Genomic DNA, 22,795 nt, shown 5'->3' with positions numbered 1-22,795 from the left:
CAAGACTTACAACCCTGAGAGGGATTGACGCATAGTGCTCGACGTCAACTTCTTCGACGAGCTCCGGATCGGTCTGGCTACCGCTGACGACATCCGTCAGTGGAGCCACGGCGAGGTCAAGAAGCCGGAGACCATCAACTACCGCACGCTCAAGCCCGAGAAGGACGGACTCTTCTGCGAGAAGATCTTCGGTCCGACCCGGGACTGGGAGTGCTACTGCGGCAAGTACAAGCGCGTCCGCTTCAAGGGCATCATCTGTGAGCGGTGTGGCGTCGAGGTCACCCGCGCGAAGGTGCGCCGTGAGCGGATGGGCCACATCGAGCTCGCCGCCCCCGTCACCCACATCTGGTACTTCAAGGGCGTCCCGTCGCGCCTGGGCTACCTGCTGGACCTCGCCCCGAAGGACCTGGAGAAGGTCATCTACTTCGCGGCGTACATGATCACGTACGTCGACGACGAGCGTCGCACGCGTGACCTGCCCTCGCTGGAGGCGCACGTCTCCGTCGAGCGCCAGCAGATCGAGAACCGTCGCGACTCCGACCTGGAGGCCCGCGCCAAGAAGCTCGAGAACGACCTCGGCGAGCTCGAGGCCGAGGGCGCCAAGGCCGACGTGCGCCGCAAGGTGCGCGAGGGTGCCGAGCGTGAGATGAAGCAGCTGCGCGACCGCGCGCAGCGCGAGATCGACCGTCTGGACGAGGTCTGGTCCCGCTTCAAGAACCTCAAGGTCCAGGACCTGGAGGGCGACGAGCTCCTCTACCGCGAGCTGCGTGACCGCTTCGGCACGTACTTCGACGGCTCGATGGGTGCCGCGGCGCTGCAGAAGCGCCTGGAGTCCTTCGACCTGGAGGAGGAGGCCGAGCGCCTCCGCGAGATCATCCGTACCGGCAAGGGCCAGAAGAAGACCCGCGCGCTCAAGCGCCTCAAGGTCGTCTCCGCGTTCCTGCAGACCGCGAACAGCCCCAAGGGCATGGTTCTCGACTGCGTCCCGGTCATCCCGCCGGACCTGCGTCCGATGGTGCAGCTGGACGGTGGCCGCTTCGCGACCTCCGACCTGAACGACCTGTACCGCCGCGTGATCAACCGCAACAACCGTCTGAAGCGTCTGCTCGACCTCGGTGCCCCCGAGATCATCGTGAACAACGAGAAGCGGATGCTCCAGGAGGCGGTCGACGCCCTCTTCGACAACGGCCGTCGCGGTCGCCCGGTCACGGGCCCCGGCAACCGTCCGCTGAAGTCCCTCAGCGACATGCTGAAGGGCAAGCAGGGTCGTTTCCGTCAGAACCTGCTCGGCAAGCGTGTGGACTACTCCGCGCGTTCCGTCATCGTCGTCGGTCCGCAGCTGAAGCTGCACCAGTGCGGTCTGCCGAAGGCCATGGCGCTGGAGCTCTTCAAGCCGTTCGTGATGAAGCGCCTGGTCGACCTGAACCACGCGCAGAACATCAAGAGCGCCAAGCGGATGGTCGAGCGCGGCCGCACGGTCGTGTACGACGTCCTCGAAGAGGTCATCGCCGAGCACCCGGTCCTGCTGAACCGTGCGCCCACGCTGCACCGCCTCGGCATCCAGGCCTTCGAGCCGCAGCTCGTCGAGGGCAAGGCCATCCAGATCCACCCGCTCGTCTGCACCGCGTTCAACGCGGACTTCGACGGTGACCAGATGGCCGTCCACCTGCCGCTCTCCGCGGAGGCGCAGGCCGAGGCCCGCATCCTGATGCTGTCCTCGAACAACATCCTGAAGCCGGCCGACGGCCGTCCGGTCACGATGCCGACCCAGGACATGGTCCTCGGTCTGTTCTTCCTGACCACCGACGGTGAGCTCCGTGACACCAAGGGCGAGGGCCGCGCGTTCGGCTCCACGGCCGAGGCGATCATGGCGTTCGACGCCGGCGAGCTCGCGCTCCAGTCGGAGATCGAGATCCGCTTCCCCGTCGGCACCGTCGCTCCCCGTGGCTGGGTCCCCCCGGTCGCCGAGGAGGGGGACGACCACGTCGGAGCAGGCGAGTGGCAGCAGGGTGACTCGTTCCGTCTGCGGACGACCCTGGGCCGTGCGCTCTTCAACGAGCTGCTGCCCGAGGACTACCCGTTCGTCGACTACTCCGTCGGCAAGAAGCAGCTCTCCGAGATCGTCAACGACCTCGCCGAGCGCTACCCCAAGGTCATCGTGGCGGCGACGCTCGACAACCTGAAGGCGGCCGGCTTCTACTGGGCGACCCGTTCCGGCGTCACCGTGGCCATCTCCGACGTCGTCGTTCCCGAGGCGAAGAAGGAGATCGTCAAGGGTTACGAGGCGCAGGACGAGAAGGTCCAGAAGCAGTACGAGCGCGGTCTCATCACCAAGGAAGAGCGCACGCAGGAGCTCATCGCGATCTGGACCAAGGCGACCAACGAGGTCGCCGAGGCGATGAACGCGAACTTCCCGCGGACGAACCCCATCTTCATGATGGTCGACTCGGGTGCCCGAGGAAACATGATGCAGATGCGTCAGATCGCGGGTATGCGTGGTCTGGTGTCCAACGCCAAGAACGAGACGATCCCGCGTCCCATCAAGGCGTCGTTCCGCGAGGGCCTCACCGTCCTCGAGTACTTCATCTCCACGCACGGTGCCCGTAAGGGTCTCGCCGACACCGCCCTGCGTACCGCCGACTCGGGTTACCTGACCCGTCGTCTGGTGGACGTCTCGCAGGACGTCATCATCCGCGAGGAGGACTGCGGCACCGAGCGCGGTCTGAAGCTGCGGATCGCGGCGAAGGACGAGACCGGTGTCCTGCGCAAGACGGACGACGTCGAGACCTCCGTGTACGCGCGGATGCTCGCCGAGGACGTCGTCGTCGACGGCAAGGTCATCGCGCCGGCCAACGTCGACCTGGGTGACGTGCTCATCGACGCCCTGGTCAACGCGGGCGTCGAGGAGGTCAAGACCCGTTCGGTCCTGACCTGTGAGTCCGCGGTCGGCACCTGTGCCTTCTGCTACGGCCGTTCGCTCGCCACCGGCAAGCTGGTCGACATCGGTGAGGCGGTCGGCATCATCGCCGCCCAGTCCATCGGTGAGCCCGGTACCCAGCTGACGATGCGTACCTTCCACACCGGTGGTGTGGCCGGTGACGACATCACGCAGGGTCTGCCGCGTGTCGTCGAGCTCTTCGAGGCGCGTCAGCCCAAGGGTGTCGCCCCGATCTCCGAGGCGGCCGGTCGCGTCCGCATCGAGGAGACCGAGAAGACCAAGAAGATCGTCGTCACCCCGGACGACGGCACCGACGAGACGGCGTTCCCGATCTCGAAGCGTGCCCGTCTGCTCGTGGGCGAGGGCGACCACGTCGAGGTGGGCCAGAAGCTCACCGTGGGTGCCACCAACCCGCACGACGTGCTCCGGATCCTCGGTCAGCGCGCCGTCCAGGTCCACCTGGTCGGCGAAGTCCAGAAGGTCTACAACTCGCAGGGCGTGTCGATCCACGACAAGCACATCGAGATCATCATCCGGCAGATGCTCCGCCGCGTGACGATCATCGAGTCCGGCGACGCGGAGCTCCTGCCGGGCGAGCTGGTCGAGCGGTCGAAGTTCGAGACCGAGAACCGTCGTGTGGTCACCGAGGGCGGTCACCCCGCCTCCGGCCGTCCGCAGCTGATGGGTATCACCAAGGCCTCGCTCGCCACCGAGTCGTGGCTGTCGGCGGCGTCCTTCCAGGAGACGACCCGAGTCCTGACGGATGCGGCGATCAACGCCAAGTCCGACAGCCTCATCGGCCTCAAGGAGAACGTCATCATCGGTAAGCTCATCCCGGCCGGTACGGGTCTGTCCCGCTACCGCAACATCCGGGTCGAGCCGACCGAGGAGGCCAAGGCCGCGATGTACTCGGCCGTCGGCTACGACGACATCGACTACTCGCCGTTCGGCTCCGGCTCCGGCCAGGCCGTTCCGCTGGAGGACTACGACTACGGTCCGTACAACCAGTAAGCGGTCGTGCGAAGGGCGGTCACCCCGGACGGGGTGGCCGCCCTTCGGCGTGTCCGGGTCCCGGTCAGCGCCCGGCCAGCTCCCAGACCGCGACGAGGACGCCGGCGCTCGCGGTGAGCGCGGCGATGCTGGTCAGCGGCCAGCGGGAGCGTTCCAGCTCGTCGAGACGGGCCTCGTGGTCGGCGAGCTGCCGGTCGGTCTGGTCGCTGCGCTGGACGAGCAGCGCGAGCGAGCCGTCGACGCGGGCGAAGCCGGCCTCCAGGGTGCCGCGCAGCCGTTCCAGCTCGACGGCGACGGCGACCGGGTCGTTCGGTTCAGGCTCGGTCATCGGCACCGCCCGGGGCGGTGCTGCGCAGCCAGGACGGCAGCAGGTTCTGCACCGGTTCGAGGGCCATCACACGGGCCAGCCCGCCGGCGACGGCCAGCGCCCCGGCGACCCAGGGGAGGGTCGCGGGGACGCCGGAGGCGTCGACGATCGCGGGGAGCACGACGGCGATGCCGACGGCGGACTGGAGGACGGTGCGGGCCGTGCGCTTGGCGGCATCGGACATCGGGGTCTCCTTGCTGTGGGGGGTCAGGGGCGTCTAGGCCGAGTACGGGACCTTCAGGGCGTTCCACGAGGCGGCGCCGGGGACGCCGTCGGCGTCCGCGCCGCGGAAGCCGAGCTTGTGCTGCCACTTCGCGTAGCTCAGCCGGTCCGCCTCGCCCCAGCGGGGACTCGGTCCGACGGTGTAGGCGGAGCAGCCCTCGGCGACGAGGCGGCGGCCCATGGCCGTGATGACCGGGGAGCTCGTCTCCCTGCGGAAGAACGAGGCGCCCGGGAACGGCTGGAGGCGGGGCGTGGCCGGCTTGCCCGGGGCGGGGACGTTCTTCGCGGGCGCCTTGTTCAGCCGGGCCCGGACCCGGTCGCGCAGGGCCGGCATGCCGAAGCCGCGGGGGTCGTTCTTCCAGTCGGACCACTCCAGGTGGCCGATGACGGAGCGGGCGCCCCAGCCGTGGGCCCGGCACAGGGCGGCCGACACCCGTTCGATGGCGTCGAGCTGGGCGGCCGGCCAGGGGTCGGTGCCGTTGCCGAGGTTGACGCACTCGAAGCCGTAGAAGCGGGAGTTGCCGTCGACGGCGCCGGGGCTGCCCTGGTGGACGCGGGGGGCCGGCGGCCGGTCCCCGTACGTCTCGCCCATCACGGCCTTGAGGACCGACGGGTCGCCCCCGCCGGCGTGGTTGGCGCGTCCGTTGGCGACGAGGTGGACGCTGCCGTCCTTGGCGATGACACCGTGGCAGAGCGGCCCCGGAAGGCCCTCGTACCCGTCGAAGCAGAGCTCGACGGAGGAGGCGGTGCCGCTGGAGACGGTGTGGTGGATCATCACGCCGGTGACCGGGCCCCAGGCGCCGACGTGGTTGCGGCTGTGGGTGCGCCAGCCGGGGTGTTCGACGACGGTGACGCCTTCGGCGCGGAGCGCGGCGACGAGCCGTTCCGCGGTGAGGGGAGTGGCCATCTGGTGTCCTCCGGACAGGTGTGCGGACATGAAAAAGGCCCGCACCGGGGAGCCGGTCGGGCGGGTGTACGGGGTGGGGCGCGGGGCGGCCCGGTCGGCCGGAGGGCCTACGGGGCGGGCGGGGCCGGCGGGGCCCAGGTCGCGCAGAGCGCGGCGCAGGCGGCCCGGTGGGCCTCGAAGTCGGCGAGCGCGGCCGTGACCGCGCGCTGCACGGCCGTCTGGTCGGGGACGGTCGGGACGCCGTCCCGGGCCTCCACGACGACCAGGCCGGAACCGCGCAGGGTCGCGTCGCCGGTGCCCTTCTCGGTGAGCTCGGCGGTGACGTACACCGAGGGGTACTGCCCGGTGACCGGGTCGCGCTGCAGGGTGTAGCCCATGGTGGTGTCGTACACGCGCACGGTCAGGGCGTGGCCGTCCTCGGTGACGACGGCGCGGCCCGCGTAGTCGATGGTCACGCCCCAGGGCTGGGTGGGGTCGATGTTCATGGGTGCTCCTCGTGGTCGCTCTGCGGCGGGTGGGTCAGGTCTGGGCGCCGTGGATGAGGACGGGCTGGGCGTAGACCGTGCCGGCGGTGGCCAGTGCCTGGATCTCGATGTACATCGTCTGGCCGAAGCGGGTCTTCATGTCGCCGGGCAGCAGGCCGAGGTGGTCGTAGACGGTGCCGGCGGTGACCACGGGGCCGAAGGGGACGCTGTCGACGAGGACCCGGATCTGGCCGGCGCCGCCGGTCGACGCCGCCGTGTTGACGGCGAGCCGCATCTTCGGCTGCCAGATGGGGTTGGAGCAGCGGGCGATGGTGGTGAAGGAGCCGGCGGTGGTGGACGGCCACTTGCTCGTGTCGCTGGGCAGCGGCGGGGTGAGCGGCAGCCAGGGCCGGGCGAGACCGCCGGTCATGATGTCGTCGGCGAAGATCTCGTGGTTGTAGCCGTCGAAGATCCGGAACAGCGGCCGGGTGATGGTGACGCTGCCGGTCTGCGGGGGGCGGAACTCGTTGACGGCGGGGCGGGTGTTGACGGCGGTGGACAGGTCCTTGAGCCGGCGTTCCATCTGGTTGAGCCGGTCGATGATGTCCTCGGGCAGCTGGGGCATCAGGACTCCTCGAGGTAGAGCTCGGCGGTGTCGGAGCGGCCGCGTTCCGGCGGGGTGACCTTGACGCCGATGATGCGGTACCGGGCGTCGAGGCCCTGGGAGAACCACTCGTCGTGGATGCGGATGCGGGCCATGCGGCCGATGAGGGCGGGCGGCACGATCCCGCCGAGGTGGATGGTGATCGCGGGGATCACCACGGCGCCCATGACCTGCTGCAGCTCGGCGGCGGCCAGGGCCTCCAGGGCGATCTCGTCCGTGACCTCGTTGTGGTCGGAGGACAGGTCGATCAGGGGCCAGCCGTCGGCGAGCAGCTCGCCGCGGTACTGCTCCTTGCCGTACAGGGGCCGGGACTCCTGGGCGGCGTTGCCGTTCGCGGAGGCGCCGCGGGCGACGGCGGTGGTGGCGCCGCGCGTCGCGTCGTACGGGAAGGAGTACGACAGGATGACGCCCGGGCGGTCGAAGAGCAGGTCGGTGGAGCCGTTGACGATCTTCGGCTCGCCGAGCCGGAGCTGGCGGATGCGCTGTCCGGAGACGGGATCGCGGTAGACCAGGATCTGGTGCTCGAAGCCGTCCTGCATCTCGGCGATCTGGTTGAGCGCGTCCAGGTAGACGGTCTCGTCGCCCTTGCGCCACGAGACGGTGCGCTTCACCTCGGGCTTGCGCGGCACCTCGTCGCCGAAGGTGATCCCGAGGCGCTTGGGGTTCTCCGCGTCCGGGTCGCCGGGGTAGGTCTGGACGTCGAGCTCCGCCCACAGCCTGCGCGCGATCGTCAGCTGCTGGGTCGGGGTGTCGTACGTGATGTCGGTGCGGATGCGCCGGCGGCCCGCGTACGAGTCGAAGGTGGCGGCCTGGATGCCGAGGGTCAGCACCCCGCGGCCGCTGGACTGCAGGGTGGTGGTCCAGACGATGCCGCCCCACCACAGGTCGCCGCCGCGCTCCAGGTAGACCGCGGTGCGGCCCTCCCGGACCTTCTTGACCCGCTCGGCGATGGCCTCGTCCGGGATGGGGATGGTGCCGGAGAGCGAGCCGGCCTTGCCGATGTAGTCGTCGAAGGAGACGTCCCGCAGGGGGAGGATGTCGAGCGTCTGGTCGGTGAGCAGGTCGCAGAAGATCGCCCGGTAGGGCGTGTCGATCGTCATCGAGGTCCCCTCACAGGACGTAGGTGGCGGTGATGCGGATGTTCCGGCCGGCGGTCATGACGCCGTTCGCGGACCAGGTGCGCACGTGGACGTTGCCGTCGGTCGAGAAGGTGAAGGCCCCCTGGCCGTAGAAGTCGGTGCCGGACGCCTCGTACGCGAACGAGGGGCGCCAGCCGGCCGGCAGGGTGCAGACCAGCTCGTCGGGGCTGAGGTTGCCGGCGGAGGTGGCGGTGAGGTCCCCGCCGCTGCGGACCACCGTCACGGAGACGGTGGCCACGCCGCGGGTCCGGCGGCCCGCGAACCCGACCAGGGTCCAGCCGGCGGCCGGGGTCGCCCCCGTGCCGCTCGTCTCCACCTCGACGGGCGGCTGGTAGGCGGTCCAGGCGTTGTTGTTCCAGCGCTGGAGCTGGCCGCCGGAGTCGCGGTACTGGCCGGGGTAGCTGCCCGTGGTGAGGGTGCCGCTCGGCGCGATGCCGCCGATCTCCTTGGGGTAGGCGACCCAGGCCGTGCCGTCCCAGCGCTGGAGGAAGTGGGCGTTGTCGTTGTCCTGGTACTGGCCGGGGTAGGAGCCGGGGACGCCGGCGTTGTTGTAGACCGGCAGGATGCCGCCCGCCGAGACCAGCGTGGTGCGCAGGTCGGTGGAGGCGCCGCCGGCCCAGTCGATGCCGCCGTTGCCCGCCGAGGCCCCCGCCTTGACCTTCACGCTGAACAGGACCAGCGAGCGGGCCGGGGCGGCGGGGGCCACCGGGGCGGCCTTCGCCTCGCCCTTGACGATCTCCAGGACGGCCTCGTACCGGCCCTGGGTGTCGGCGTCGTGGTCGTACACGCGGAGCACGACCAGGTCGATCCGCGGGTTGAGCGGGTCCCCGTCGGCGAAGGTGACGGCCATGTCCTGGTCGAGGGTGACGGGGTAGGCGCCGTCGGCGTTGCTGCCCTGGACGACCGCCCGGCCGTGGTAGACGGTGGCCGTCATCGGGCCGGTGGAGGCCATCCACAGGCCGCCGACCCGGAACTTGCCGTCGTAGGTGCCCGGCAGGATGCCGGAGCGCGAGGCCAGCGGGTTCGCGGGGGTGGTGGCGCCGATCTGGGTGAGGCGGGTGTTCTGTCGGGTCTGGCCGGTGGGCGTCAGCCAGCCGGATCGTACGGGCATGCGGTTCTCCTGTCGGGCGGGACGAGGGCGGGGCGGCGGCCGTGCGGCTCAGTACTGCGGGGTGACCTGCATGAAGCTGTTGTCGAACCACGCCCGGATGTTGGTGTGCGTCGTGCGGTAGAAGGCGGTGAGCGTGTACGAGGCGCCCGGCGTGAGGCCGGCCAGGCGCTGCACCGTCGAGGCGGAGACGCCGTCCGCCGGGGCCGACGAGCGGCCGCCCTTCACCGCCAGCTCGTCGTCCAGGTCACGGACGACCGTGGTGCCCTGGGTGATCCTCAGGCACATCCAGGCGCCCGCTGCGGCGTTGGTGCCGGACTCCAGGATGGTCTCCACCCGCGAGCCGAAGGTGATCAGCACGCTCTTGGACGGCGGGGCCGTGAAGGTCAGCGTGAACGGGTTCGTGGACCGGTCGAGCAGGGTGTTCACGTACGTCGTCGACAGGGTGTAGCCCGCGTCCTGCTGGTCGGCGAAGTACGGCCCCGGGAACGCCGGCGCCCACGCCGTGCCGTTCCAGCGCTGGAGCACCCCGGTGGTGTCCCGGTACTGGCCGGTGTAGCTGCCCTGGGTGGTGGAGGCGGACGCCGGGATGATGCCGCCGACGGCCTCCGGGTAGGACACCCACTTGCCGCCGTCCCAGCGCTGGAACTGGCTGTTCGGGGTGTCCTGGTACTGGCCCGGGTACGCGCCCGGCTGGACCGTCCCCTCGACCGGCAGGATGCCGCCCGCGGAGACGACGGTGGAGCGCAGGTCCTTCAGGGCCGAGGCCCACGGGATGCCGCCGTTGCCCGCGCTCGCGCCGATCGGCACCCGCACCTCGTACAGCGGGAGGCTGCGCGGCGGCACCTGCTGCGCCTTCGGGTTGGCCTCGGGGACGCCCTGGATGACCTCGACGACGGCCTCGTTGCGGGTGCCCTCGTACAGCTTGTCGTAGATCCGCAGGACGACGAGGTCGACCCGGTCGAACTGCGCGTTGCCGGGGGCGAAGGTGACGACCTCGGAGGTCGGCAGCGTCACCGGGTAGGCGCCCTGGGAGATGTCGCCCTGGATGACCGCCCGGCCCTCGGAGACGACCGCGGACATGGCCGCCGAGTTCGTCATCCAGAAGCCGGACAGCCGGTACTTGCCGTCGTACGAGCCCGGCAGGATGCCGGACCGCACCTGGACGGGGTTGAGCGCGTTGGTGGCGCCCATCTGCGTGAGGCGGGTGTCCTCACGGGTCTGGCCGGTCTCGAGGACCCAGCTGCTGCGCAGGTTCATGGCGGTGCTCCAATCGGGGTTACGGGAAGGGCGGGGTCAGGACCGGATCCACTGGGCGGAGAGGTTGCAGTAGTAGCCGGAGCCGCCGAGGGTGCGGACCGCCGCCGTGTGGTTGTGGTAGCCGGCGAGCTGCAGGACGTTCCCGGCGGTGAGCTTGACCAGGCCCTGGCCGCCGACGGTGACCGCGCCGGTCGCCGCCGGGGCGAGCCAGGTCATCCGGGGGACGCCGACCCCGCCGACGGTGACGCGGGCGCCGCGCACCCCGGCCGTGGAGTCGCCGTTCCAGGCGACGTGCCCGGACACCCGCCACCAGCCGGTGCGCGGCACGACGAAGCTGTCGGTGCCGTTCCAGCCGGTGAAGTCGTCGATGTCGACGCCCTGCAGGGTGATCGGCGTCCACGTGCCGGTCGGCACGCTCTGCATCGCGGTCTGGGAGGCGCTGAAGAGGATCGTCGCCTTGCCCTCGGCGTACTGCCAGGCCGAGCCGTCCCAGCGCTGCAGGATCCCGGCGTTGTCGCGGTACTGCCCCGCGTATCCGCCGTTGGTCATGGTGCCGTGCGGGGCGATGCCGCCGATGTGCTTCGGGTACGAGATCCAGGTCGTGCCGTCCCAGCGCTGGAGCAGGCCCGCGACGTCCCGGTACTGGCCGGCGTAGGCGCCCTTGAAGCCGCTGGTCGGCATGATCCCGCCGAGCGCCGTCATCGGGTAGTGCTGGGTGACGACGACGCCCGGGGTGTTCCACTGGACGCCGCCGGTGCCGGCCGAGGTGCCGGCCGGCACCGAGACCGTGTAGAGCGGGAAGGCGCTGCCGGGGCCCGAGTTGGGGGCGACCGGGAGCGCGGCGGGCGTGCCCTTGACGAGCCGGATCACCGCCGCGGTGGAGCCGCTCCTGTCGTAGGCGTCGTCGAGGACGGCGAGTTCGATCAGGTCGATCCGGCCGTTCTGCGGATCGCCGTCGGCGAGGGTGAGCGTCTCGGGGGCGGTCACCGCGATCATGTACGCGCCCTGGGCGGTGTCGCCGCCCTGGACGACGGCCCGGCCGGTGCCGATCGAGCACTGCATCGGTCCCGCGCCGGTCAGCAGCAGGCCGCCCGGCACGATGCCGGGGCGCGAGCGCAGCGGAGTCTCCGCCGCGCTCTGTCCGTTCGGGGTGAGGAGCGCCGACAGGGCGATCCGGGTGTCTTCCCGGGTCTGCCCCGTGGGCTGGAGCCAGGCGGCCCGTACGGTCATGGGTTCACCTCTTTCGTGAGGAACGGGGGGAGGCGGGCGAGGAACGGGGTCCGGTCACCACTCGGCGCTGCGCCAGCGGACCGTCATCACGGCCTCCGGCGTCGCCTCGTCGGGCCGGAACGCCAGTTCCGTGCGGCCCGGTTCGAGCACGAACAGCTCCTCCGGGCTGGAGTCCGCCATGGCGGTGTGCCGGCGGGACGCGGTGCCGTTGAGCATCACCGTGCCGTTGGCGGTGTCGACGACGAGTTCGTCGCCGGCGGCGAGGTCGATGGCGTACCGCAGCCGGCGCCTGCTGATCCGCTCGGTGACGGTCGGCATGGAGCACGGGCCGCGGAAGGCGATCAGGGGATGGGCGGCGGCGGAGCCGGTGTTCTCGACGACTGCGTCGCCGGTCGAGGTCGCCTGGCCCCAGGACAGCGGCCACTGCAGGCCCTCCGGCGGCCAGGTCAGACCGGTCTCGGGCTGCGGGGCCGTGGTGCTCGCGGTCTGCTCGTTGACGGCGTAGCGCCGCGGGTCGGCGGCCAGCCACTGGATCGACATCCTCGAACTGCCCTGGGTGGCGAAGCCCTGGTCCGCGGGGACCACGCGCTGGGCGATCCGGGCGCGCACGGCGAGCATCTCCCCGTGCAGCCGGACGGTGAGCCAGCGCTCCTCGTCGAGCAGGGCGAGGGACTGCCGCAGGGCGCGGATGGCCTCCGCCGCGCCGTTGTACTCCGGCATGAGCACGATCGTGCCGGCGATCTTGCGGGGCTTGGCGTACCGGGAACCGGGCCAGGCGCCGTGCGAGGTCGGCCGGTCGGCGTCGGAGGAGTCGTACTCGGGCAGGTCCTCCCAACCCTGGAGGCCGGACCTGTCGACGTTGAACGGGGTGCCGGGGCCGATGAGGAGCCCGGCCCACTGGATCTGCCCGTCCTGGGTGATCAGCGAGCCGGGCGCGAGGTCGGCGGTGAGGTCGCTTCCGGCGTAGGTGGTGGTGGTCTCGGCCATGAGGGCCGTCACCTCACTTCTGGTGGGAGGTCGGCGGGGGTCACGCGTGGGCGGCCGCGAGGAAGAGCAGGTCCTCGGCGGTCGACCGGGGGCCGGCGCCCGGGGCCTCGTGGAAGTCCCGTACGCGGTACGGCCTGCGGGGCGGTTCGGTCAGCGCGGGGACGCGCCGGTGCTCCAGGTCGGAGAGCGGGTCGATGCGCGGCGCGTCGGGCGCGCCGGGGAAGACGACACCGCCCTCGGCGAGCATCGGGATCTTGTCGAGATCGACGCCGAACTTCTTGCCGAGGAGGTTGAAGCTGAGCTTGTCGAGTCCGTCGATGATCCAGTTGGCGAAGGCGATCAGCCCGTTGATCGGACCCTTGACGACGCCGAGGACCGCGCTGAGGGCGCCCTTGACCAGATCGCCCATGCCGCGCAGCGCCCTGGCGACGGCGTCCTTCGCGTGCCGGAAGAAGCCCGGGATCTTGTCGGTGATGAAGGACAGCACCGGCTTGACGGCGCTCTTGATCCCGCCGATCGTGCGCGAGGCGATGCCGCGCAGGGCCTGGGACGCGGAGGCGACCGTGGTGCGGACCCGGGAGATTCCCCCGATCCCGCTGCCGATGATCTTCAGCGCGCCCGTGAACAGCGCCAGGTACGCCTTGGCGTACGTCCCGACGGCCTGCCCGATGAGCCTGATCACCGGCTGGAGGAACGTCCAGACCGACTGGAAGCCCTTCAGTGCCGCCTGGAACACCTGCTTCATGATCTTCTGGCCGGTCTCCGTCTGCATCGCGTACTCGATGAGCCAGGCGGCCACCGGCACGAGGATGCCGACGAGGAAGCCGATCGGATTGGCCCGCATGGCGAGGTTGATGCCCGTCATGGCGACCGACGCGACCGTCATCACCGTGCCGTAGGTGTCCATCAGCCGGGTGATCACGTCGGCGACGGGCAGCAGCGGCGCGAGGATCGCGAGGACGCCGCCGACGGTGGGCCCGAGCTTCCCGGCGACGGTCCTGGCCTTGCCGGCGGCGGCGCCGATCTTCCTGACGCCGGTGGCCGCCTTGGACTGCTTGAGTCGCCGGACCGAGGTCGCCGCCCCCGAGGCGGTGGTGCCCAGGGTGCGCACGGAGGTGCCTGCGGTGCGCAGCGCGGTGGTGAGGCCGCCGATGCCGCCGGCCGCCCGCTGGACGTCCTGCCGCAGCCGCTTGAACGAGTCGCCCGCCTGCCCGGCGCCCTGGCGCAGGGAAGCCATCGCCGGAGTGACCGCGCGGAACCTCGGCATGGCGACGGCGGCACTCATCCGCGCGCCTTCGCCAGGTACATCAGGGCGTCCGCCGTGGACTGCGGGTCGCTGTTGCGGGCGGCGTGGTAGTTCTCGATGTGCAGACCGGCACCGTGGGCGCCGCCCCGGTGGCCCTGGGCCAGACGGGCCCGGCGGGCGGTGAGGGCGAGCAGCCGGTCCAGCTTGGACAGCGGGAGGACGGCCTCGGCCTCGCCGGCCTCGGCGAGGATCGCCGGGACACCGCCGGCGCGCGGCATGACGACACCACCGGTGGCGAGCATCGGGATGGTCGGGATGTTGACGCCGAAGGTCTTGCCGCCGACGACGGGCACCCAGCCGGGGACGCTGACCTTGACCCCGTTGACGGCCCGGATCATCCGGTTGATCAGGCCGATGACGGCGTTGATCGGACCGGACACGCCGCTCTTGATCCCCTCGAACGCCCGGGACGCGATGTCCCGCAGGCCGTTCCAGATGGAGGACATCTTGTCCTTGACGGCGGAGAAGGCGTTCGGGATCGCGCTCTTGATCCAGTTCACGACCGGGGTGATGACGGCCTTGATGCCGTTCCAGACGGTGCCGATGACCGTCTTGATCGCCTTCATGACGGTCGTGATGACCGTCTTCCAGATGGTGACGTAGGTCTTGATGACGGTGGCGACGGCCTTGACCACGGTGGAGACGGCCTTCTTGATGCCGTTCCAGACCGTCTTGATCAGGTCGCCCGCCTTCTTCATGATCGGGCCGACGGCCTTCATGACCGAGCTGATGACCGTCTTGACGGCGTCGAAGGCCTTCTTGAGGATCTTCTGCATCGTCTTCGACTGCAGCGCCATGTCGACGATCTTCTCGATCAGCGGCATGAACAGGTCGATGAGCCGGGCGAGGAAGTTGCCCTTCATCGACTTGTTGAGCTTGTCCTGGCCCTTGGCGGCCTTGCCCGCGCCGGACTCGTACTTGCCCATCTTGGTTCCGGCGGACTCCGCCGTCCTGCCGGCCTTCGACATGGCCTTCTCGGCCTGGTCGGAAGCCGTCTTGAGGTTCTTGAGCTGGGTGTTGGAGCCCTGGGCGTTGGTCTTGAGGGACTGCAGCTGGCCCGACGCCGTCTTTCCGGCGTCACCGACCTTCTTGACCGAGGTTCCGGCGCCGGACGCCTGCGTCTTGAGGTTGCGCAGGGAGTCGGACGCGTTCTTCAGGTTTCTGACGAGAGACATGGGTCACCTCCTTTCGGGGGGTGGGGGTCAGGCGGACGCGCCGCCGAGCTCGTCGTTCAGGGAGCTGACGGTCCGCGCGAACTCCCGCAGCTTCCCCGCGAGCGTCCCGGTGTTGGTGGCGAGGTTGTGCGCCGCGTCGGCCGCGCCCTGGAGGGGAGCGGCCTTGGGGATGTCGTTCGGGTTCAGGCCGTCCACGGCGATCTTGAGCTTCCCGACGGCCTTGGCGACCTTGGAGATGTGGCCGGGGTCGGCGTGCTTCACGGCGCCGGTGATCTTGCCGAGGCTCTTGGCGACCTGCGTGAGGACCGAGGCGTCAGGAGCGTTGGTGACGGACGTGCCGATCTTGTCGACGCCCTCGGCGGTCTTGGTGAGCTTGGCGGCGCTCGGCATCTTGCGGAAGTTGGAGACGAAGCCGGGGGCGTGCTCGTTGAACTTCTCCAGCTGCGGGACGAGCAGCTGGAGCTGGTAGCGCAGGGGGCCGTAGTTCGCGTCCCTGGGGATGGCGGCGAACCCGCCGGCCGCGGCCTCCTCGCGCGCCCGGACCCGCTGGGCGTTCTGCAGGGCGGGGCGGCTGTTCGCGTCGTTGATGGCGATGATGCTGCCCCGGGTGTTCACCCCCGGGATCCTGCCGATGGCGTTGAAGAACAGGCCCTGGAGGGCCCGCTGGAAGTTGGTGAAGTTGGTCAGCATCATGAGGCCGACCACCGGGACCAGGAAGCCCGCGATGGCCGCGCCGAGGTAGTAGCCCCAGTACTCGCTCTTCTCGTAGTACTTCTCGAGGGCCGCGGCGAAACCGTCCAGGCCCATGCCTTCCAGGAGCTCGGTCTTCTTCGCCTTGGTGAGCTCCTGGTGCATGTCGTCGATCTTCTTCTTGAGCTCCGTGAGGGGCCCGAGCTGGTCCTTCAGCCAGTTGGTCGTGGGCAGCCAGCCGCCGTCGGGCGTCCGCAGGTGGTGCCTGAGACCGGCGATCTGGATCGAGAGTTCCTCGTTCGTTACTTCTGCCATGATTGCTCCGCTTCCGGCCCGTGCGGGCCAAGCGCCGAAAAGCCCCTGCCGGTGGGGGCAGGGGCTCGTTCGTGCGGGTGCAGCCGGCGCGGCTAGGCGTCGTCGTCCCGGCGGGGTCCGCGGCGCATCGTCGCGAGGGCGTCGTTCCAGCCCGCCGTGTACGCGAGGGTCTCGTAGCGGGAGACCTCGGCGCACAGGGTGCCGAGCAGGGCTCTCTTGTCGAGGGCGACGGGTCCGTCGAGGAGCTGGCGGAGGCGGTCCTGGAGAGGGATCTGCGGTCGCGATGCCTCGGCCTGCTGGGTCATGGACGCCTGCCTTCCGGTTGCTTGCCCGTGCGTGTGTGGCGGCGCCGCGGAGTGAGGAGCGGGGGCACCACGTGTTCGAACTACTGTGCGAACAGAGTGTGGAACATCTGTTCGAGGTTTGTCGAGCGGGAAACGCCTGACGGTGTGTCTTCTTGCGCGTTTTCCGAACGTGTTGGCGGCTGAACGGCTCATGTGTTCGACCGGGTAACCTGGGGAACGCGTTCCCCGGACCGGACCACTCCTGGGGGCGAGGGGCGCGAGGGGCGCGCGGGGACCCCAGGGGGCTGGAAGGCAGTACTGACCATGGATACGGAGCCGGGTGCCAGTCACCGGGAGCGGGTCGTCGACTGGCTGGCCGCCCACCCCGATCTGCCCCACCTCTTCGCGTACCTCTCGGAACTCGTCCATGTGTCCGGGTACGCCCCCGAGGACCTCGTCGTGATCCCCAGAACCGAGGTCGACCGCCGGGAGACGGCCGCGTTCACGGCCGGCTGGGCGGAGGCCGTGTCCGACGAACTGCCGCGCATCCGGCGGGAGTACGAGAGGCGCGTCGCCGACGCCTATGCGCAGGGCCAGGGTGATGCGCGTGGAATCCGCCGCCCGCAGCGGCGTACGGGCGCCGGCCAGGAGGGCGCCCGGGTCATCGCGCTGCCCTTCGCCCGGCTGCTGGAGCCGCCCGCCGCCGTCGTCGAGGCCGAGGAGCGCGTCCGCAGGGAACGCGAACAGTTCGAGCAGCGGGCCGACCCCGGTCAGCGGACCGAGGCGGAACGGCGCCCGGTGCCGGGGCAGCGGTCCGAGTCGGGCCTGCGGCCGGGGCAGGGACAGCAGGGGCGCCGGCCCGGCCAGGACGAACCGGTCGACGGGACGCCGGCCGCCGAGGCGGAGCCGGCCGGGGGCGAGGTCGAGCCCGAGCACCGCGGCGCGTACGAGCCCGAGGGCGAGCCGGACGTCCTGGTGACCGCCCAGGAGAGCCGGGCCCGCCGCAACGGCCGCCCGGTGCGGAAGGTCATGCGCGGCAAGGGCGGCCGGCCGATCGTGCCGCCGCTGGCCGGGGTGCCCGTCGGCCCGCCCGCCGACCGGCGCGAGGCCGAGGCCGCCGAACCGGACGCGCGCGCGAGCAGGGGGCGCCGCCTCTCCGACCGCGCCAGGGCCCTGGAGAAGGACATGGGCGCGGAACGGGGACGGGAAGAAGCGCCCCCGGAGCCCACTCCCTGACGGGACGGGGCTCCGGGGGCCGCGGGATCACCCGAAGAACCGGGCGATGGCGTGGTGCGACGGCAGGGCGCTCTCCTCGGCGGGCGCGCCCTCCCCGCCGCCGGCCGGGTCCGCCGGTGCCCCCGTGCCGTCCTCGTCGCCGGTGGGGACACCGGGACGGGGGACGGGCGTGGGGGCCTCCGGCGGATCGGAGTCCTCGCCGGTGTTGACGCAGGCGAACATCCAGTTGGAGATGGCCAGATGGTCGACCGCCGCCGCCAGCAGATGGTCGGTGACCGACCACTCGGCGGCCTCGCCGTGGAGCTCGCGCTGGACGGCGCTGTCCCGCGGCAGGTGCTTGATCAGCAGGAACACGCGGCGGCTGGAGAGCTCGCCGCGGTGCCAGTCGAGCAGGTCGACGGCGTAGTAGCGGAGCAGGTCCGCCTCAAGGGCCTCGGCGTGTTCGTCGACGAACTCGGCGAGGCTCAGTCTTCCCCCAGGCCGAGCCCGGTCTCCTTGCCGTAGGCCTCCAGGATGGCGGCGATGTCCTGCATGGTGATGTCGTGCTGCTCGAAGCGGGCGAACTGCGCCTCACCCATCAGGAGTGCGAGCAGGCCGTCCACGTCGTTGTCGTCGAGCTTGCGCAGCGCCTTCGCGGTGGCACGGCTCAGTTCGGTGGGAAGGGTGTAGCTCTCGCCGTCCAGCTCGAAGGACCAGGCGCGGCCGTGGGCCTCCTGTCGCTGGGCGCGGGCGGCGTTGACGTCGAAACGGGCCATGGTGATGCGTACTCCTTGTTCGCGTGAGTGAGGAGAGGGGCAGGGCGGGACGGCACGGCGCCGTCCCGCCCCGGGTGGAGAAGGGGTCAGACCGCCGCGCCGTACTGGCTGTCCTTCATGAGGAAGGTCGCCAGCGGCTTGCCGTCGCCCTTCGACATGGCGCTGAAGGTGACGCCCAGCTGGGACGCCGCCTTGCGGGCCAGCTTGATGTCGTCGGTCGCGGTGACCTGGCCGCGCGGGATGATGAAGCGGTACTTCACCGCGGTCGTGCCACCGGCCTTGACGTCGGTGAACTCCAGGCCGAGGGCGCGCACGTCGGCGAACGGACGCTCGGCGATCTCGTACCGGTAGGTGTCGACGGCCGGCGTCGGCTCCGCCTTGACGGCGTCGCCGCCCATGAAGAAGGGCAGGGTGTCCTCGTTGAACTGGAGCAGCGAGAACTTCAGCGAGAGGTCACGGCTCGAGTAGATGTAGTGGACCGGGGAGACCGACTGCCACGAGTCGATGGCCTCCAGCTTGTCCTTCTTCGAGAAGGTGACGCCGTCGCCGGAGGTGAAGCCGAGGTCCTTCCAGCCCGCGCCGGACCAGTCGGCGGCGGAGTCCGTGCCGAAGGTGGCCGGGGCGGACGTGCCGGCGTCGGCCACGTAGAGCTTGCCGGTGCCGGCGACGCGGATCTCGGCGGAGTTGTTTCCAGCCATGGTGGGGTTTCTCCTTGGGTTGGGATGGGGTGACCGCCCCGGACGTCGGGCCCGGGTACGGCAAAGGCCCCGCCGGACGGCGGGGCCTGGTCTGGGGGCGAGCGCCCGTCGGGGAGCCGCGCGGGCTCGGGGCGCTCGGTGGGCCGGGCGGCCGGGAGGGGCGCCCGGGGCGGCTCAGAAGACGCCGAGGGAGAGGCGGAGGACGCAGAGGTAGCGGTTGGCGCCCCGGTAGAGGTAGTCGGGCATCCAGCGCGGCCCGTCCTGCTCCTCGACGTCGTGGACGACGTTGCCGGTGCCGATCTGCTTGCCGAGGGTGGCGAGCAGCGCCCGCCGCGCCGCGTTGGCGAGCACGTGGGCGGCGGTCTTGGTCGGCCCGTACACCTCGAACTCGATGAGCGGCATGTCGACGTGCAGGTCGCCGATCCAGGCGCCGCCGCGGCGGTTGACCAGGACGGCGCTCTGAGTGCCGTCGAAGCCGGCCGGCGCGCTTGCGGCGACGGTGACGCCGGCGAGGGCGGGGTCGGCCTTGAGGACGTCGACGACCAGCTTCTCGACGTCCGGGAAAGCACTCGGGGGAGTGGTCATGACGGTTCTCCTCGGGAGAGGGGACGGGTGCGGGACGGGGGCCGTCCGGGGCGCTCCGGCGGGAGGGGGCGGGGCGCGGCAGCGCGCCCGGACGGCGTACGGCGGAGACCGCCGCCCGTCCTGCGGGCGCAGCTCCGCCGCTGCACCAACTGTGACAGAGAGCGTGCGCGCACGCAACTAGTTCCGCCGGTCCCTGCTCCACGGCCCCGCGGACACCCCCGGATAGGTTGGCCGCCACCGAACCACCCAGGGAGCCGCCCGTGTCCGCCGACCGCCCCCACCTGCTCTACGTGACCGACCTCGCCTACCCGGCCCGGGGGCGGCGCTACTGCGACGAGGACATCCACCTCACCGCCCGGCTGCGCGCCGACTTCGACCTCGCCCTCTGCCACCCGCTCGACGCGGCCGCGCTCATGGCGGACTTCGACGCCGTCGTCGTCCGCAACAGCGGCCCCGTCCTCGGCTACCGCGCGGCGTACGACGCCTTCCGCGAGCGGGCCGCCGCCCTCGGCACCCGCGTCTACAACCCGCTGCACGGCCGCGGCGACATGGCCGGCAAGCAGTACCTCCTCGACCTGACGGCCGCCGGCCACCCCGTCATCCCCACCGTCGACCGGCCCGAGGACCTCCACCGGCTGCCCGAGGCGGAGCGGTACGCGGTCAAGCCCAAGTCCGGCGCCGACTCCATAGGACTGCGCTTCGTCCCGTACGGGGAGCTCGCCGGCCTCGCCTACGGCGACCTCCTCGTCCAGCCGCGCGTCGACTTCCGGTACGAGGTCTCCTTCTACTTCGTCGACGACCTCTTCCAGTACGCGCTGTACGCCCCCGACCCCGAGCGCCGCTGGGTCCTCGAACCGTACGAACCGGACGCCGGGGACCTCGCGTTCGCCCGCCGCTTCATCGACTGGAACACCCTCGACCACGGCATCCAGCGCGTCGACGCCTGCCGCGCGCCCGACGGGGAACTGCTCCTCGTCGAACTGGAGGACCTCAACCCCTACCTCTCCCTCGACCGCGTCCCCGAGCCGGTGCGCGAGCGCTTCGCCGACGCGCTCGTCGGCTCCCTGCGCGCCTTCCTGGCGGCATGACGAAGCGCCCCGCGTCCGGAGGGGACGCGGGGCGCTCGGGGCGGGGGCCGGGGTACGGGGCGAGGCGGCGCGGGGCCGGCCGCGCGGGGGATCAGACGGTACGGGGGCGGCGGCGGGCCAGCCGCTCCGCCGCGAACACGTCCTCCAGGCGGAAGAGCTGCGCCCGCCCCGCCCGGCCCGCCGCCCGCAGGTGGCCCAGCTGGACCCACTTGCGGATCGTCGCGGGCGCGACCCCCGCCTCCTCGGCGGCGAGCGGCCCCGGGATCAGCGCGGGCAGTGCGGGCGAGCTCAGCATGAGGTCTCCTTCGTGTCGTCCATCGCCGCCGTGATCTCCTCGGTACGGGCCCCCGAGGCGTCCGACAGCTCCTGCCACCGCTCCTCGGGCCACAGGTGCCGGTAGGCGGGGTCGTCCTGGCAGCCGCAGGCGGCGTCCGTGCAGACGCACGCGGGGTTGACGCACAGCACCGCGCGGCGGTCCGGGAACGCCCGCAGCGACACCGAGTCGCACCAGGGGCAGCGCCCCGCCACCCGTACGACCGTCTCGGCGTCGCCCAGCGTCCGGGCGCACCGGCGGGCCATCCGCCGGATCTCGTCCCGGACGTGCCGGGCGAGGTCGGGGTGGGCGGCGACGGCGTCGAGCGCCCCGACGATCCGGCGCAGCCGCTCGATCACCCCGGCCCGGCGCGGGCGCGGCAGCGCGAGCCGGGCGCAGACCGCCTCCTCCAGCTCCACCACGCCGTCGGTGATGTCCCGGATGGCGTCGGAGACGTGCAGCCGGACGGGCGCGGCGGCGTGGCCGGGGACCGACAGGCCGTGGCGCTGTTCGAGGAGCAGGGCCTCGCGCCGCTCCTGGCGGATCAGCGCGTCGCGGCCCGGGTGCGGGGCGGTGGGCGCGGTCCCGGCGGGGGAGCGCCGGCCCGGCGCCAACTCCTCGGCCAGTTCCGGGAACTGGCGGACGAGGGAGGCGGTCCAGAGCGTGATGTCGCGCAGCACGAGCTCGACGGTCCGGCCGGCGGCGGCCGGCGCGGGGCGGGCGTCGGGCGGAGGGCCGGCGGGGGTGCGGGGCGGACGTGCGGCGCTGCCGGGGTCACCGGTGCGGTCAGCCACGGCGGACGCTCCCCGCCGGCGCGAGCGCCTTCGCCACGCGCGCGTCGTCCGCCGGGCGGCCGTTGCGCCAGAGGCGGCCGGCGCAGACGCCGTCGAAGTAGCTCTCGGCCGGGGCCACCGCCGACTCGCACTCGCGGCGGACGGGGCAGCCGGCGCAGGCCCGCAGGGCCGGGGCCGCCTCCTTGGCGCGGCGGGCGAAGACGACGGACGGGGAGAGGCCGGCGCACGCGGCGGAGGCCTGCCAGGGGGACGGGTCGGGTTGGAACAAGGGAGTTCTCCACGGTCCGGGCCCGTCCGGCTCCATGGGGCCGGTGGGGCTCCTGGGGCTCGGGGGGCCGACGAGTGCGGCGGCGAGCCAGAGTTACACGTTGCGTGCGAGCGCGCAACAAAAATCCGGCACCATGGCGCGGACCCTTCACCGATTCGACACGATTGCGTGCCCGAAAGCACGTAATTCCGTGCGCGCAAGCACGCTAAGGTATGGGATCCGGAGGGTGGGGGAGCGAGGAGCGGTACACACATGAGCACTCAAGGGCTCGACGAGTTCGCAGGATGGGTCGAGGGCCTGATGCGGGCCCGCGGATACGACATCGACAGCCCCCGCGGCGGCGGGAAGTCCCGCATCGCCGACGAGGCCGGCGTCCACCGCGCCGCCGTCACGCGCCTGCTGCAGCGGCAGAGCATGCCCGACCTGGAGACCATGCGCAGGATCGCCCCCCTGCTCGGCGTCTCCGTCCGCGACATGCTCATCCGGTCCGGCCGGGTGAGCCCCGAGGAACTCCCCCTGGCCGCGGACCTGCTGCCGCCCGACGACTGGCAGCCGACGATGGAGGACTTCGCCCGCTGGCTCGGCGTCCCCGACGAGCGCCTCGGCGTCTTCGTCAAGGTCGTCAACCAGTTCCTGGAGCCCGACGCGGAGACCGCCGACGGCCCCGCGGCCGTCGAGCCCAGGCGCACCGCCCGCGACTGACCGCGACGGACCGCCACCGGGCGCGACCGGCGGCCCCTCCCCGGGCCGCCGGTCGTCCGTGCGCGCGGGCATTTGTTTTGACCGGAGTCCGTGCGGTAGGTACGCTCATGCCTTGTGCCTGGGGTGTGCCTGGGCTCGCGTGCGTGTCCTCAACCGCACCGTGAGTCATATATCGGCCACCGTGATCCGCGCCATCTCCGCCTCGTGCGGGAGGGCCGCGAGATCCGACACACCCGACCGCGTGGGTCGGTGAATGTTCCAGGTTAGTTTTACCGACGGCACACAGAAA

The 22,795-nt window shown here is 71.5% G+C and carries 25 protein-coding genes; 4 read left to right on the top strand and 21 right to left on the bottom strand.

The window, feature by feature from the left end; genetic code table 11:
- The first annotated feature begins 34 nt into the window (after nucleotides 1-34).
- Complete coding sequence (locus tag ACZ60W_RS09200; protein ID WP_469754714.1) at nucleotides 35-3,949, top strand: DNA-directed RNA polymerase subunit beta'; 3,915 nt, start codon at nucleotides 35-37, stop codon at nucleotides 3,947-3,949.
- Between the two features lie 64 nt (nucleotides 3,950-4,013).
- Here the strand turns inward: ACZ60W_RS09200 and ACZ60W_RS09195 are convergent, their stop codons facing one another.
- From ACZ60W_RS09195 to ACZ60W_RS09130, 14 genes are all read right to left on the bottom strand, one after another.
- Entirely contained in the window at nucleotides 4,014-4,277 is a 264-nt protein-coding gene (locus tag ACZ60W_RS09195; RefSeq protein WP_469754713.1) for a hypothetical protein, read from the bottom strand.
- Complete coding sequence (locus ACZ60W_RS09190; protein ID WP_469754712.1) at nucleotides 4,264-4,500, bottom strand: hypothetical protein; 237 nt, start codon at nucleotides 4,498-4,500, stop codon at nucleotides 4,264-4,266. The genes ACZ60W_RS09195 and ACZ60W_RS09190 overlap by 14 nt, the downstream gene beginning before the upstream one ends.
- Nucleotides 4,501-4,533: 33 nt before the next feature.
- Nucleotides 4,534-5,445, bottom strand: coding sequence for a peptidoglycan-binding protein (locus ACZ60W_RS09185; protein WP_469754711.1), 912 nt, complete (start codon nucleotides 5,443-5,445; stop codon nucleotides 4,534-4,536).
- 107 nt (nucleotides 5,446-5,552) lie between these two features.
- Nucleotides 5,553-5,930 carry an ATP-binding protein gene (locus tag ACZ60W_RS09180; RefSeq protein WP_469754710.1) on the bottom strand — a complete coding sequence of 126 codons (378 nt, stop codon included), beginning with the start codon at nucleotides 5,928-5,930 and terminating at the stop codon, nucleotides 5,553-5,555.
- A 34-nt stretch (nucleotides 5,931-5,964) separates the two neighbouring features.
- Nucleotides 5,965-6,534: a hypothetical protein gene (locus ACZ60W_RS09175; RefSeq protein WP_469754709.1), complete on the bottom strand. Its 570-nt coding sequence runs from the start codon at nucleotides 6,532-6,534 to the stop codon at nucleotides 5,965-5,967.
- Nucleotides 6,534-7,673 (bottom strand): hypothetical protein, encoded by a 1,140-nt coding sequence (locus ACZ60W_RS09170; RefSeq protein ID WP_469754708.1) that lies wholly within the window; start codon nucleotides 7,671-7,673, stop codon nucleotides 6,534-6,536. The genes ACZ60W_RS09175 and ACZ60W_RS09170 overlap by 1 nt, the downstream gene beginning before the upstream one ends.
- Before the next feature lie 10 nt (nucleotides 7,674-7,683).
- Nucleotides 7,684-8,823, bottom strand: coding sequence for a hypothetical protein (locus ACZ60W_RS09165; RefSeq protein ID WP_469754707.1), 1,140 nt, complete (start codon nucleotides 8,821-8,823; stop codon nucleotides 7,684-7,686).
- A 48-nt stretch (nucleotides 8,824-8,871) separates the two neighbouring features.
- A complete protein-coding gene (locus ACZ60W_RS09160; RefSeq protein ID WP_469754706.1) occupies nucleotides 8,872-10,080 on the bottom strand; it encodes a hypothetical protein in 1,209 nt (402 codons plus the stop codon).
- Between the two features lie 36 nt (nucleotides 10,081-10,116).
- Entirely contained in the window at nucleotides 10,117-11,310 is a 1,194-nt protein-coding gene (locus ACZ60W_RS09155; protein ID WP_469754705.1) for a hypothetical protein, read from the bottom strand.
- 54 nt (nucleotides 11,311-11,364) lie between these two features.
- On the bottom strand, nucleotides 11,365-12,297 hold the full coding sequence (locus ACZ60W_RS09150) for a phage distal tail protein (RefSeq protein ID WP_469754704.1): 933 nt from the start codon (nucleotides 12,295-12,297) through the stop codon (nucleotides 11,365-11,367).
- Between the two features lie 40 nt (nucleotides 12,298-12,337).
- Nucleotides 12,338-13,582 (bottom strand): tape-measure protein, encoded by a 1,245-nt coding sequence (locus ACZ60W_RS09145; RefSeq protein ID WP_469754703.1) that lies wholly within the window; start codon nucleotides 13,580-13,582, stop codon nucleotides 12,338-12,340.
- The gene (locus ACZ60W_RS09140; RefSeq protein ID WP_469754702.1) at nucleotides 13,579-14,778 is read right to left on the bottom strand and encodes a phage tail protein; all 1,200 of its coding nucleotides are present in this window, start codon (nucleotides 14,776-14,778) and stop codon (nucleotides 13,579-13,581) included. The genes ACZ60W_RS09145 and ACZ60W_RS09140 overlap by 4 nt, the downstream gene beginning before the upstream one ends.
- Nucleotides 14,779-14,805: 27 nt before the next feature.
- Nucleotides 14,806-15,783, bottom strand: a complete 978-nt coding sequence (locus tag ACZ60W_RS09135) for a hypothetical protein (RefSeq protein ID WP_469754701.1) — start codon at nucleotides 15,781-15,783, stop codon at nucleotides 14,806-14,808.
- A 92-nt stretch (nucleotides 15,784-15,875) separates the two neighbouring features.
- Nucleotides 15,876-16,088, bottom strand: a complete 213-nt coding sequence (locus tag ACZ60W_RS09130) for a hypothetical protein (protein WP_469754700.1) — start codon at nucleotides 16,086-16,088, stop codon at nucleotides 15,876-15,878.
- A 303-nt stretch (nucleotides 16,089-16,391) separates the two neighbouring features.
- On the opposite strand from ACZ60W_RS09130, the gene ACZ60W_RS09125 reads away from it, so the two are divergent.
- On the top strand, nucleotides 16,392-17,303 hold the full coding sequence (locus ACZ60W_RS09125) for a hypothetical protein (protein WP_469754699.1): 912 nt from the start codon (nucleotides 16,392-16,394) through the stop codon (nucleotides 17,301-17,303).
- A gap of 27 nt (nucleotides 17,304-17,330) precedes the next feature.
- Here ACZ60W_RS09125 and ACZ60W_RS09120 read toward each other — a convergent pair whose 3' ends face one another.
- The 4 genes from ACZ60W_RS09120 to ACZ60W_RS09105 all read right to left on the bottom strand — a co-directional run bounded on the left by ACZ60W_RS09120 (nucleotide 17,331) and on the right by ACZ60W_RS09105 (nucleotide 19,341).
- Nucleotides 17,331-17,657, bottom strand: a complete 327-nt coding sequence (locus tag ACZ60W_RS09120) for a hypothetical protein (protein ID WP_469754698.1) — start codon at nucleotides 17,655-17,657, stop codon at nucleotides 17,331-17,333.
- Nucleotides 17,658-17,767: 110 nt separating this feature from the next.
- The gene (locus ACZ60W_RS09115) at nucleotides 17,768-18,058 is read right to left on the bottom strand and encodes a hypothetical protein (RefSeq protein ID WP_469754697.1); all 291 of its coding nucleotides are present in this window, start codon (nucleotides 18,056-18,058) and stop codon (nucleotides 17,768-17,770) included.
- An 86-nt stretch (nucleotides 18,059-18,144) separates the two neighbouring features.
- The gene (locus ACZ60W_RS09110) at nucleotides 18,145-18,756 is read right to left on the bottom strand and encodes a phage tail tube protein (RefSeq protein WP_231072459.1); all 612 of its coding nucleotides are present in this window, start codon (nucleotides 18,754-18,756) and stop codon (nucleotides 18,145-18,147) included.
- 174 nt (nucleotides 18,757-18,930) lie between these two features.
- Nucleotides 18,931-19,341: a hypothetical protein gene (locus ACZ60W_RS09105; RefSeq protein ID WP_469754696.1), complete on the bottom strand. Its 411-nt coding sequence runs from the start codon at nucleotides 19,339-19,341 to the stop codon at nucleotides 18,931-18,933.
- A 260-nt stretch (nucleotides 19,342-19,601) separates the two neighbouring features.
- Here ACZ60W_RS09105 and ACZ60W_RS09100 point away from each other — a divergent pair, with 260 nt between their 5' ends.
- Nucleotides 19,602-20,429 (top strand): ATP-grasp domain-containing protein, encoded by an 828-nt coding sequence (locus ACZ60W_RS09100; protein ID WP_469754695.1) that lies wholly within the window; start codon nucleotides 19,602-19,604, stop codon nucleotides 20,427-20,429.
- Nucleotides 20,430-20,520: 91 nt separating this feature from the next.
- Here the strand turns inward: ACZ60W_RS09100 and ACZ60W_RS09095 are convergent, their stop codons facing one another.
- The 3 genes from ACZ60W_RS09095 to ACZ60W_RS09085 are packed head-to-tail and all read right to left on the bottom strand — an operon-like array spanning nucleotide 20,521 to nucleotide 21,804.
- Nucleotides 20,521-20,724 carry a MerR family transcriptional regulator gene (locus ACZ60W_RS09095; protein ID WP_469754694.1) on the bottom strand — a complete coding sequence of 68 codons (204 nt, stop codon included), beginning with the start codon at nucleotides 20,722-20,724 and terminating at the stop codon, nucleotides 20,521-20,523.
- Nucleotides 20,718-21,536, bottom strand: a complete 819-nt coding sequence (locus ACZ60W_RS09090; protein ID WP_469754693.1) for a hypothetical protein — start codon at nucleotides 21,534-21,536, stop codon at nucleotides 20,718-20,720. The genes ACZ60W_RS09095 and ACZ60W_RS09090 overlap by 7 nt, the downstream gene beginning before the upstream one ends.
- Nucleotides 21,529-21,804 (bottom strand): WhiB family transcriptional regulator, encoded by a 276-nt coding sequence (locus ACZ60W_RS09085; protein WP_469754692.1) that lies wholly within the window; start codon nucleotides 21,802-21,804, stop codon nucleotides 21,529-21,531. The genes ACZ60W_RS09090 and ACZ60W_RS09085 overlap by 8 nt, the downstream gene beginning before the upstream one ends.
- A gap of 252 nt (nucleotides 21,805-22,056) precedes the next feature.
- Here ACZ60W_RS09085 and ACZ60W_RS09080 point away from each other — a divergent pair, with 252 nt between their 5' ends.
- The gene (locus ACZ60W_RS09080; protein ID WP_469754691.1) at nucleotides 22,057-22,506 is read left to right on the top strand and encodes a helix-turn-helix domain-containing protein; all 450 of its coding nucleotides are present in this window, start codon (nucleotides 22,057-22,059) and stop codon (nucleotides 22,504-22,506) included.
- The last annotated feature ends 289 nt before the right edge of the window (nucleotides 22,507-22,795 follow it).

It is taken from the genome of Streptomyces sp. NPDC104202, assembly GCF_055584185.1.
Note: the sequence above shows the minus strand (reverse complement) of the source record. Positions and strands in the feature narration are given on the sequence as shown.

Coding starts and splice junctions, on each gene's coding strand:
- ACZ60W_RS09195 (WP_469754713.1), bottom strand. CDS start 4,277: ATGACCGAGCCTGAACCGAACGACCCGGTCGCCGTCGCCGTCGAGCTG.
- ACZ60W_RS09190 (WP_469754712.1), bottom strand. CDS start 4,500: ATGTCCGATGCCGCCAAGCGCACGGCCCGCACCGTCCTCCAGTCCGCC.
- ACZ60W_RS09185 (WP_469754711.1), bottom strand. CDS start 5,445: ATGGCCACTCCCCTCACCGCGGAACGGCTCGTCGCCGCGCTCCGCGCC.
- ACZ60W_RS09180 (WP_469754710.1), bottom strand. CDS start 5,930: ATGAACATCGACCCCACCCAGCCCTGGGGCGTGACCATCGACTACGCG.
- ACZ60W_RS09175 (WP_469754709.1), bottom strand. CDS start 6,534: ATGCCCCAGCTGCCCGAGGACATCATCGACCGGCTCAACCAGATGGAA.
- ACZ60W_RS09170 (WP_469754708.1), bottom strand. CDS start 7,673: ATGACGATCGACACGCCCTACCGGGCGATCTTCTGCGACCTGCTCACC.
- ACZ60W_RS09165 (WP_469754707.1), bottom strand. CDS start 8,823: ATGCCCGTACGATCCGGCTGGCTGACGCCCACCGGCCAGACCCGACAG.
- ACZ60W_RS09160 (WP_469754706.1), bottom strand. CDS start 10,080: ATGAACCTGCGCAGCAGCTGGGTCCTCGAGACCGGCCAGACCCGTGAG.
- ACZ60W_RS09155 (WP_469754705.1), bottom strand. CDS start 11,310: ATGACCGTACGGGCCGCCTGGCTCCAGCCCACGGGGCAGACCCGGGAA.
- ACZ60W_RS09150 (WP_469754704.1), bottom strand. CDS start 12,297: ATGGCCGAGACCACCACCACCTACGCCGGAAGCGACCTCACCGCCGAC.
- ACZ60W_RS09145 (WP_469754703.1), bottom strand. CDS start 13,582: ATGAGTGCCGCCGTCGCCATGCCGAGGTTCCGCGCGGTCACTCCGGCG.
- ACZ60W_RS09140 (WP_469754702.1), bottom strand. CDS start 14,778: ATGTCTCTCGTCAGAAACCTGAAGAACGCGTCCGACTCCCTGCGCAAC.
- ACZ60W_RS09135 (WP_469754701.1), bottom strand. CDS start 15,783: ATGGCAGAAGTAACGAACGAGGAACTCTCGATCCAGATCGCCGGTCTC.
- ACZ60W_RS09130 (WP_469754700.1), bottom strand. CDS start 16,088: ATGACCCAGCAGGCCGAGGCATCGCGACCGCAGATCCCTCTCCAGGAC.
- ACZ60W_RS09125 (WP_469754699.1), top strand. CDS start 16,392: ATGGATACGGAGCCGGGTGCCAGTCACCGGGAGCGGGTCGTCGACTGG.
- ACZ60W_RS09115 (WP_469754697.1), bottom strand. CDS start 18,058: ATGGCCCGTTTCGACGTCAACGCCGCCCGCGCCCAGCGACAGGAGGCC.
- ACZ60W_RS09110 (WP_231072459.1), bottom strand. CDS start 18,756: ATGGCTGGAAACAACTCCGCCGAGATCCGCGTCGCCGGCACCGGCAAG.
- ACZ60W_RS09105 (WP_469754696.1), bottom strand. CDS start 19,341: ATGACCACTCCCCCGAGTGCTTTCCCGGACGTCGAGAAGCTGGTCGTC.
- ACZ60W_RS09095 (WP_469754694.1), bottom strand. CDS start 20,724: ATGCTGAGCTCGCCCGCACTGCCCGCGCTGATCCCGGGGCCGCTCGCC.
- ACZ60W_RS09080 (WP_469754691.1), top strand. CDS start 22,057: ATGAGCACTCAAGGGCTCGACGAGTTCGCAGGATGGGTCGAGGGCCTG.